This window comes from Syntrophotalea sp. (assembly GCF_050253115.1).
In the GTDB taxonomy this organism is placed as follows: domain Bacteria; phylum Desulfobacterota; class Desulfuromonadia; order Desulfuromonadales; family Syntrophotaleaceae; genus Syntrophotalea; species Syntrophotalea acetylenica.
Map to the genome: position 1 here is coordinate 19,400 of NZ_JBFWJQ010000024.1, position 9,587 is coordinate 28,986.

Sequence of the window (9,587 nt, forward strand, 5' to 3'; positions counted from 1 at the left end):
GGGTTCTCTACCTCTGTTCTGGCAAGTAAAACGTACCCCGCTGTGCCGTTGGTTCAGGCGGGAATTGAAGAATACAAGATGTGCCCGGAAAAGCATATTCAGAGAAGATAGAGAGACAGCATTAAAAGATCGAGATGATCCACAAGGAGGAAACAATGTCACGAAAAATGGTGACGATCGATGGCAATACGGCGGCGGCGCATGTCGCGCATGCCACCAACGAAGTTATTGCTATTTACCCGATTACGCCCTCGTCCAATATGGGAGAGATCTCCGACGCCAAGAGCGCTCTGCATGAAACCAACATCTGGGGCACCATTCCTGATGTGGTGGAGCTGCAATCCGAAGGTGGTGCGTCGGGCGCCGTGCATGGCGCCTTGCAGGCTGGTGCCCTGACCACGACCTTTACCGCGTCCCAGGGACTCCTGCTGATGATCCCCAATATGTTCAAGATTGCCGGGGAGCTGACGCCGACGGTTTTTCATGTTTCGGCTCGCGCCATTGCCTGCCAGGCGCTGTCGATTTTCGGAGATCACTCCGACGTCATGTCCACCCGCTCCACCGGATGGGCGCTGCTTGCCGCCAACAACGTGCAGGAGGTCATGGATTTTGCCCTGATCGCCCAGGCCGCAACGCTGGAAGCGCGGGTGCCGTTTTTGCACTTCTTCGATGGATTCCGCACCTCTCACGAGGTGCAGAAGGTTGAAGAACTGACCATGGACGACATGCGCTTCATGATCGACGATAAGCTGGTGCACGCCCATCGCGATCGCGCCCTGTCGCCCGACCGCCCGAAAATACGCGGAACGTCCCAGAACCCGGATGTTTATTTCCAGGGTCGGGAAACCGTCAACGCCTACTATGACAAGGTGCCGGGCATTCTTCAGGCCCAGATGGACAAGTTTGCCAGGCACGTGGGGCGCCAGTATTCGCTGGTCGACTATGTCGGCGCTCCTGATGCCGAGCGCGTGGTGGTGGTGATGGGCTCCGGTGCCGATACCGTTCACGAACTGGTTGAATATCTGAATGCCAGGGGAGAAAAGATCGGCGTTTTGAAGGTACGCCTTTTCCTGCCGTTCCCTACGGAGGCATTTGCCCGGGCCCTTCCTGCGACCGTCCGGAAAATCGCCGTGCTCGATCGTACCAAGGAACCCGGTTCTCTCGGCGAGCCGCTTTATCAGGCTGTGCGTACCGCCGTTGGAGAGGCCATGAGCGATGGGCTGGCAGCGTTTTCGCATTATCCGGTGATCGTCGGCGGACGTTACGGCCTCGGCTCCAAGGAGTTTTCCCCCGCCCTGGCCAAGGCGGTATTCGACAATCTGTCCCAGGACCGGCCGAAAAATCATTTCACTGTGGGTATTGTCGATGACGTCACCGGCACCAGCCTGACTGTCGATCCGGATTTCAAGCTGTCCCATGGCGGTCTTTATTCGGCGGTGTTCTATGGCCTCGGATCGGACGGCACGGTCGGCGCCAACAAGAACTCCATTAAAATTATCGGCGAAACCACCGACAACAAGGTGCAGGCCTATTTTGTCTACGATTCCAAGAAGGCCGGCAGTATCACCACCAGTCACCTGCGTTTCGGGAAAGAGACCATCCGGGCGCCGTACCTTATCGACAGCGCCGATTTCGTGGCTTGCCATAATTTCTCCTTCCTGGAGAAATATGACATGCTCGGCAAGGCCAAACCCGGTGCCACCTTCCTGCTCAACAGCCCTTATGGCAAGGATGAAATCTGGCAGCACCTGCCCAGCGAAGTGCAGCAGGCAATCATCGATAAAAAGCTGAAATTCTATGTTATCGATGGGGTTCGTCTGGGCAATGAAATCGGTCTCGGACCTCGCATCAACGTGATCATGCAGACCGCTTTTTTCGCCATATCCAACATCATCCCCCTGGAGACGGCCGTTGCGCAGATCAAGGATGCCATCGTCAAGAGTTATGGCAAGCGCGGGGAAAAAGTCGTCAACATGAACTATCAGGCGGTCGATGTCGCTCTGGCCAATCTGGCCGAGGTTACGGTGCCGTCCCGCGCCGACAGCGGCCTGGCGATGAAGCCCCCCGTCGGTCCCCACGCGCCGGCTTTCGTTCAGGCTGTAACCGCGGAAATCATCGCAGGCAAGGGCGATGAGTTGCCGGTTTCCGCCATGCCGGCCGACGGTACCTTCCCCGTGGCGACTTCCCAATATGAAAAACGCAACATCGCCATCAATATCCCCGTATGGCAGCCGGAGCTCTGCGTGCAGTGTGGCATCTGCTCTTTTGTCTGCCCCCACGCGACCATTCGCATGAAAGTGTATGCTCCCGAGCTGCTGGATGGTGCGCCGGAGACCTTCAAATCCTGCGAGGCCAAGGGCAAGGGCATGGAAGGTCTCAGATTCTCCCTGCAGGTGGCGCCCGAGGATTGTACCGGTTGTGGTGCCTGTGTGCACAACTGCCCGGCCCGAAGCAAGGACGATCCTTCCGTGAAGGCTATCAACATGGCTTTCCAGCCGCCGCTGCGTGAGCAGGAAGCCGTCAACTGGGACTTCTTCCTCGATCTGCCCGATACCGATCCTTCCTTGATCAACCGGGCCACGGTCAAGGGCAGCCAGCTGCTGCCGCCCATGTTTGAATTCTCGGGGGCCTGCGCCGGTTGCGGGGAGACTCCTTTCGTGAAGCTTCTTTCACAGTTGTTCGGTGATCGCCTGTTGGCGGCCAACGCTACGGGCTGCTCTTCCATCTACGGTGGCAACCTGCCGACCACTCCCTGGACGGTGCGCAAGGACGGTCTCGGTCCGAGCTGGAACAATTCCCTGTTTGAAGATTGCGCCGAGTTCGGATACGGCATGCGGCTGGCTGTGGACAAGTTCAAGGCCTACGCCCTGGAGCTGCTGGACAGGATCATGGACTGTGCCAGTGAAAGCTGCGCTGCCGCCAAGGCCCTGATGGCTGAAATCAAGGCGGCTGACCAGTCGACCCAGGAGGGAATCGAGGAGCAGCGCAAGCGCGTTGCTCAATTGAAGGAGATCCTCAAGGGTTGCGACAGGGAAGAAGCCGTGCAGTTGCACTCGATCGCCGATTATCTGGTCGAGAAATCCGTATGGTTGATCGGCGGTGATGGCTGGGCATACGATATCGGCTATGGCGGTCTCGATCATGTCCTGGCTTCCGGTCGCAATGTCAATGCTCTGGTTCTCGACACGGAAGTTTATTCCAATACCGGTGGGCAGGCCAGCAAGGCTACCCCCCTGGGGGCCGTGGCCCAGTTTGCCGCCGGCGGCAAGCGTATGCCCAAGAAGGACCTCGGCATGATATCGATGACCTACGGCAATATTTATGTCGCCCAGGTCTCCCTGGCCAATCCAGCCCAGGTCGTCAAGGCTTTTCTGGAGGCCGAAGCCTATGACGGTCCGTCACTGATTATCGCTTACAGCCACTGCATCGCCCATGGCATCAAGATGGCCGAGGCTGTCGATGCCTGTAAAAAAGTAGTGACTTCAGGGCACTGGCCTCTGTATCGCTTTGATCCGACGCTGATTGAAAAAGGCAGAAACCCCCTTCAGCTCGACAGCAAGGAGCCAACGATCTCCTTCGAGGAATATGCCTACAGCGAGAACCGTTATCGGGTGCTCAAAAAACTCCAGCCCGAAGCGGCAGCCAAACTTATGACGCAGGCCAATCAGGATACAGCGAGACGCTTCGACCTGTACCGGAAGTTGTCCGAAATGCCCGCGGATTGCGGCGGCAAGTAAGTCAGGCCCCTCCCGTCAAAGCTCCCGGCGAGTCCGCCGGGAGCTTTTTTTTCGACCAGGATTACAAACACGTTTTTGTTGGGCAGATTATTGCAGGAGATCATGCACCTGCGGTCGAGAACAACAACGCCCTTGATGCATTTTGTGGGTGACGGTGTGATTTGCCGTATCATGGGAAAATTCAAAATTCTTGATCGTTGTCGGCAGAGATGCTATAAAAACGCTTGGTTCAGACATTTAGCCGGGGAGCAGAGGCATGCTAGGTTTCCAGTCCTCCTTAGTCATGTACGATGAGGAATATCAGAAGATCATTGAAATCGCGGGAAAACTGTTGCGCGAATCCAATGCCAAGGCGGTTTTTCTGGTTGATCGCAATGGACAACTGATTGCTGCTACAGGTGAGACGGAACATCTGGACACAACGAGCCTGGCATCGCTGACAGCCGGCAATATCGCCGCGACCGGAGGGTTGGCCAAACTCATCGGAGAGAAGGAATTTTCCATTCTGTTCCATGAAGGGGAGAAGGACAATATCCATATCTCCATCGTCGGCGGACGGGTCATTCTTGTCGTTATTTTCGACCAGCGCAGTTCCCTGGGCCTGGTGCGCTTGCGCGTCAGGAAAGCTAGCGACGAGTTTGATCACACGCTTGCGGAGCTTGATCGCAAATCAGAGGAGGAAGCCGGGGGCGGTGGACCCCAGAACCCCTTTGCGGAAATTACCGATGACGATATCGACAATCTCTTTCGGTAACAGGAAGACAGCGGATGGCTTTTATAAATTACGCTTCACGTGAAATTAACTGCAAGATCGTCTATTATGGACCCGGTCTGTGTGGCAAGACCACCAATCTGCAGACGATATATCAGCGGACCTCTCCCGATGCCCGGGGCAAGATGATCTCCCTTGCCACCGAGACCGAGCGGACCCTGTTTTTTGATTTTCTGCCGCTTGCGCTTGGAGATATCCGTGGATTCAAGACCCGGTTCCATCTTTACACGGTGCCTGGCCAGGTTTTTTACGATGCGTCTCGCAAACTTATTCTCAAGGGGGTTGACGGCGTGGTGTTTGTCGCCGATTCTCAGGAGGAACGCCTCGATGCCAATATCGAGAGCATGGAAAATCTGAAGGACAACCTTGAAGAACAGGGCTATCAGCTGGAAAAGCTGCCTTTCGTTATTCAATACAACAAGCGCGACCTTCCGAATCAGACCCCCCTGGAAGAGCTCAAGGATTTGCTCAATCCCGATAATGTGCCGGACTTTGAAGCCTGTGCCCTTACGGGAGAGGGGGTTTTTGAAACGCTCAAGGCGGTGGCGAAACAGATTCTGGTGGAGCTTAAAAAAGGACGTCGGTGAGCTTCCGTGGTGAGCCGTCGCTTCTCTTTCAGTTTTTTACTTCAGCTTGTCGATAACATCGGCAAGCTTTTTTTTTGGGTGTGCCCGGCACGGCGCGTAGCGCCATGCCGGGCGCCTCGTTTCTGGTGGTGAGGTCAGAGGGATAGCCGCCGGCGGCCAGCAACCAGCGGTATTACCAGCAGCGCACGCGGCCGGTGTCGAGATGAATGAAATTGGATTGCGGATAATAGCCGACGCCGCCCTGTTTCATGGAGATAGCGGCCTTGCGGAGTTTGCCGAGGGGGTATCCGGGCAGGCGGATATCAATAGCCTGTCCGACCATGTGCAGGCTGTTTTTGGCCACGCCCCGGGAGTGGGACTGCAGTTTGTGGTTGGTGGCGGGAGAACGATAGCCGGAAATGATTTCAAACGGTGCGTCACCCGCGGTTTTGCTCTGCAGTCCGTTGAGAATGTCAAACAGCCTCGGGTCAATGGTTTTGACTTCGCCGGTTCGATGGTCCCGCAACAGGTGATTGATCTGCTGCAACTGTTCCGGCAGGTATGCTCCATTCTCCCAATAGACGATTTTACGAAGGTGTTCACCGGTATGGGTGTTGTAGAGAGACAGGCTGCGACGGGGCGTGCCGGCAAGGCTGGCCAGTGCCGGCCAGGGCAAAAGCATGCTGCCGGTGACGGCCAGGCTTGTTTTTAGAAATTGTCTTCGATTCATTTTGGTTTTCTGGGCGTGGTAAAGGATTTAAAGATTGGGCTGCTGGTTAAAATGATGTCCCGATGCAGAAGGCGTGCCGCAGGCTTCGCCGCTGCCCGCTGCAAAAGGCGTCTCAGCATAACAAAGGAAAGAAACCATTGCCAGAGGGTTTTTGCTTAAAAAACAATTAGGTAACAGGCCTTTAAATCCTTTCATGATGTCCGCGATGCGGCTCCATGTTTTTTAAAAGGGTGACAAGAAATGTCTGGCCGGCAGGCTAAATAACGAAAAGCCCGGATTTTTCTTGAAGAGATGACTAAAAGTGCATAATATTCCATCAACTCTGCTGTTTAATGAGGAATCGCAGGGCTTTATGTGATCGCATGCCGTTGGGGCCTCCCGGGTCGACATATTGACAGGGGGGGTGGATCTGCAGGGGGGCACATTGAAATTCTTTTTCGGAAATTCGACGTCGGCGAGCGGTTTGACGGGGATTTCCCGGGAAGTCGGTGGCGTGGGACTGGTGCATGTCACGGGAGCGATTGACAGCCCGCATCTGGCCTGTTGTGCTTTCGTGGAGGGTGAGGATAGTCGTTGCGATGCCTTTCTTCAGGAGGAGGTCAAGCGCAGGGGCCTGGCGAAAAGCCGCGGCGTCGGCGTGCTTTCTTTCAACACCTACGGCCTGTTTCAGGTAGCCCCTCCCGCCGTTCCGGATGCCGAACTGCGGGATGCGGTTCGCTGGCAGATCAAGGATCTCATCGAATTTCCACTTGATGAAGCGGTTGTCGATGTTTTCCGGGTGGGTCTCGACGCGCGCCGTGAGGGCACTAAAAACGCATATGTGGTCGCTGCCAGGCAGGCAGTGGTGCGGCAAATGGCCCTGATGATGCGCCAGGCACGCCTGAAAATCGAAGCCATCGACATTCCCGAATTGTCGCTGCGAAACCTCGCCACCTTGCTTCCGGAGGATGAAAGGGGCGTGTCTCTGCTCTTTCTCGGGGTCCACAGCGGCGTGGTGATCGTGTGTCGCGCCGGTCGCCTGCAGCTGGCCCGGGACATTCCTTTCGGGACCGACGCACTGTCCGCCCAAGACGCCGATTTTCAGGAGCGTCTGGGGTTGCTGGCACTGGACATCCAGCGATCTCTTGATTTCTATGAAAGCAGCTTTCGGCAAACCCCTGTCGCGGCGCTGTATCTTCTCCCCACCGTGGAACCAGTCAAGGGACTTCTGCAGGAACTGCAGTCCCGACTCGGCACCCCTGTAAAACCCTTCGTTCTTGCAGACTTGCTTAGCGGCGACAGCCTCGATCTGGCAGCTGCCGACCGCTGTCTGCTGGCTGTCGGTGCCGCATTGCGCAGGGATCGGGAGGGCGCATGAGGCAGCAGGTCAATCTTTACCAGCTTTCGCTGCTCGAAAAACGTATCCCATTTAGCGCCCGGGTCATGGCCATGACACTGGCTGCCCTGTTTGTCTGCGGGCTTCTGGCGGGTGTTCTCGCGGGCTGGCGGACGGTGCGGTTCCAGGGCGAGGTGACGCGGCTGCGGCAGAGACAGGTTGAAGCTCTGCAACGTATCGATGCGAACCGGCGCCAATATCCGCAACCTGTACCCGATCCCGTTCTGGCCGGCAAGGTAGAGGCCATGCTGGCGGAACGTCAGGCGCTTCTGGCGCTGCTGGAGTTGTTGACCGTGGAGCAGCCCGGCAATCGCCAGGGTTTTTCCCGGCATATGGAAGGGTTGGCACGGGAGGACCTGCCGACCGTATGGTTGCGCCGCATCCGCTTTGACGATGGCGGCCAGGAATTGCTGCTGGAGGGGAGCGCCACCCGGCCGGCCGATGTGCCTCTTTATCTGCAGCGGCTTACCCGTCAGCAGGATTATGCGGGGCGGGAGTTCGAGCGGCTGCGGTTGCAGCGGTCCGAGCAGGATCCGGGGACCGTCGACTTTTTGCTGCAGTCCGCCAAACAGGAGAAGCCATGAAGGCGTACGCAGAGAAACTCCGACAGTGGGCCGCCTGGCTCGATAGCTGCAGTCTCCGGGAGCGAATCCTGCTGGCCATCGTGGTTCTTGTTGTGGCGGGGTTCGCTGCCGACAGCCTGTTTTTTCACCCCAGGGCGGTTCGGAATCGCCAGCTGCAGGAGGAGATCGCCGGCCTCCAGACTGCCCTCGCCGAACTGGATCGCCAGGCCGCGGCGATCGAAGCCCGGGCCAAGGAAGATCCGAACCGGGAGAAGCGAGCCCAACAGCAGCAGTTGCAGCAGGAGTTGACGGAACTCGACGGGCGCCTCAAGGCTATGACCGTCGACCTGGTTCCGCCGCGTGACATGGCGGAGATGCTGAGGCAGATTCTGGTGCGGCAGCAGGGATTGACGCTGGTCAGCCTGGAAAACCTGCCGCCGGAGGATCTGCTGTCGGTATCGGAAAAAAAACCGGCCGGCCAGCAGAGCTCGCCCATTACGCTGTACCGCCATCCGGTGCGAATCGTCGTATCCGGATCCTATCTGCAGGCAATGAATTACCTGAAGGATCTTGAGCGGATGCCCGGAAAGTTGTTCTGGGACAGTATCGAAATTACGGTGGGGGCCTATCCGGCAACCGAAATAATGGTGACGGTCCATACCCTGAGTCGTGAAAAGAGGTGGATAGGTGTTTAGCCGCATGTCGTGGATAGCGGCGCTGGGCGTGGCGTTTTGTCTGGTCTGTCCGGGGTTTTTCCCTTCGGTCCGGGCGGCGGCAGAGTTGCCGGATCCGACCCGCCCGCCGCTGTCTTCCAGCGCTGTGGTACACCGCAAAGGTCCGCCGCGCACATGGCAGCTGACTTCCCTGCTGATTTCTCCCGAACGCAAGGTGGCGGTGATCAATGGACAGGTGGTGCGGGTTGGCGACAGTATCAACGGTGCGCGGCTGGTGTCCATTGAACCCGGACGCGCCCTGCTGCAGCATGCGGGACAGAATATTCGATTAGAGCTGATCGCCGGTTCCGTCAGGCAGCCATTGGATCCGGCCCCTTGAAATGTGCATAGATGGGATAAACGATGACGATCAGGACAGACTATTTCATCCCCTGGATTTTTTCCGGCTTCGCCGTCGCGTGCTTGTTCGGCGGTTGCGCTCCCATGCCGCGGGGCGAATTTCCTCTGGAGCAGTTTGACCGCCAGTTGGCGGAACAACGTCAATCCCCTCCGGCGTTGCCGGAAGAGGGGTCCGCAGCGCTTCTTCAGCCGGTGCCGGGTGGTGCTCCGGACCAAAATGGCTTTGCCGAGGAACCGCGTTTCGATGTGGCCGCCAAGGATACGCCGGCACGGGAATTTTTCATGGGGCTGGTGGAGGGAACGCCCTACAACATGGTGGTGCATCCATCGGTTTCGGGCAGTATATCCCTTGACATGAAAGGCGTAACCATCCCGGAAGTGATGGATGTGCTGCGCGATGTCCACGGTTTTCAGTATCAGGCGAACCGCACCGGTTTTCAGGTCATGCCCGATACGCTGCAGACCCGAATCTATCATGTCGATTATCTCAACCTGGTGCGCAAGGGGCTGTCCCAGACCAGGGTCAGTTCCGGCCAGGTCAGCGAAACGGCCGGCAGCGACGAAGGCAGCAGCGGCAGCGATTCGCGGCGAAGAGGGCGGGAGGACGGCGCCGCCATGGTCTCGGGCAGCCGCATCGATACCGAATCGAGCGCCGATTTCTGGAGTGAACTGGGACTCGCCCTGCGTACCATGATCGGCCAGGACGAGGGGCGGCGGGTGGTTGTACAGCCCCAGGCCGGCGTGGTAGTGGTTCGCGCGCTGCCAGAGGAA

10 protein-coding genes are annotated in these 9,587 nt (G+C 57.6%); 8 read left to right on the plus strand and 2 right to left on the minus strand.

Features of this window, described 5'->3' with window-relative positions:
• Positions 1-155: 155 nt before the first annotated feature.
• The 3 genes from nifJ (at position 156) to AB7E65_RS04395 (ending at position 5,096) form a co-directional block, all read left to right on the plus strand.
• Positions 156-3,737 (plus strand): pyruvate:ferredoxin (flavodoxin) oxidoreductase, encoded by a 3,582-nt coding sequence (gene nifJ, locus AB7E65_RS04385; protein ID WP_428745333.1) that lies wholly within the window; start codon positions 156-158, stop codon positions 3,735-3,737.
• A 256-nt stretch (positions 3,738-3,993) separates the two neighbouring features.
• Entirely contained in the window at positions 3,994-4,491 is a 498-nt protein-coding gene (locus tag AB7E65_RS04390) for a roadblock/LC7 domain-containing protein (RefSeq protein WP_072286752.1), read from the plus strand.
• 14 nt (positions 4,492-4,505) lie between these two features.
• Positions 4,506-5,096: a GTP-binding protein gene (locus tag AB7E65_RS04395; protein WP_072286753.1), complete on the plus strand. Its 591-nt coding sequence runs from the start codon at positions 4,506-4,508 to the stop codon at positions 5,094-5,096.
• 172 nt (positions 5,097-5,268) lie between these two features.
• Here the strand turns inward: AB7E65_RS04395 and AB7E65_RS04400 are convergent, their stop codons facing one another.
• Together AB7E65_RS04400 and AB7E65_RS04405 are read right to left on the minus strand one after the other, a co-directional pair.
• Positions 5,269-5,805 carry a YcbK family protein gene (locus AB7E65_RS04400; protein ID WP_072286754.1) on the minus strand — a complete coding sequence of 179 codons (537 nt, stop codon included), beginning with the start codon at positions 5,803-5,805 and terminating at the stop codon, positions 5,269-5,271.
• Between the two features lie 27 nt (positions 5,806-5,832).
• Positions 5,833-6,000 (minus strand): hypothetical protein, encoded by a 168-nt coding sequence (locus AB7E65_RS04405; protein WP_158514001.1) that lies wholly within the window; start codon positions 5,998-6,000, stop codon positions 5,833-5,835.
• Positions 6,001-6,229: 229 nt separating this feature from the next.
• Here AB7E65_RS04405 and pilM point away from each other — a divergent pair, with 229 nt between their 5' ends.
• The 5 genes from pilM to AB7E65_RS04430 all read left to right on the plus strand — a co-directional run.
• Positions 6,230-7,162 carry a type IV pilus biogenesis protein PilM gene (gene pilM, locus AB7E65_RS04410; RefSeq protein WP_072286755.1) on the plus strand — a complete coding sequence of 311 codons (933 nt, stop codon included), beginning with the start codon at positions 6,230-6,232 and terminating at the stop codon, positions 7,160-7,162.
• The gene (locus tag AB7E65_RS04415; protein ID WP_072286756.1) at positions 7,159-7,764 is read left to right on the plus strand and encodes a hypothetical protein; all 606 of its coding nucleotides are present in this window, start codon (positions 7,159-7,161) and stop codon (positions 7,762-7,764) included. The genes pilM and AB7E65_RS04415 overlap by 4 nt, the downstream gene beginning before the upstream one ends.
• Entirely contained in the window at positions 7,761-8,438 is a 678-nt protein-coding gene (locus AB7E65_RS04420; RefSeq protein WP_072286757.1) for a type II secretion system protein GspM, read from the plus strand. Before AB7E65_RS04415 ends, AB7E65_RS04420 begins: the two co-directional genes overlap by 4 nt.
• A gap of 4 nt (positions 8,439-8,442) precedes the next feature.
• Positions 8,443-8,796: a hypothetical protein gene (locus AB7E65_RS04425; protein ID WP_320360546.1), complete on the plus strand. Its 354-nt coding sequence runs from the start codon at positions 8,443-8,445 to the stop codon at positions 8,794-8,796.
• Positions 8,797-8,819: 23 nt separating this feature from the next.
• Positions 8,820-9,587 (plus strand): secretin N-terminal domain-containing protein (locus tag AB7E65_RS04430; RefSeq protein WP_428745334.1); only part of this gene is annotated, 768 nt, incomplete at its 3' end.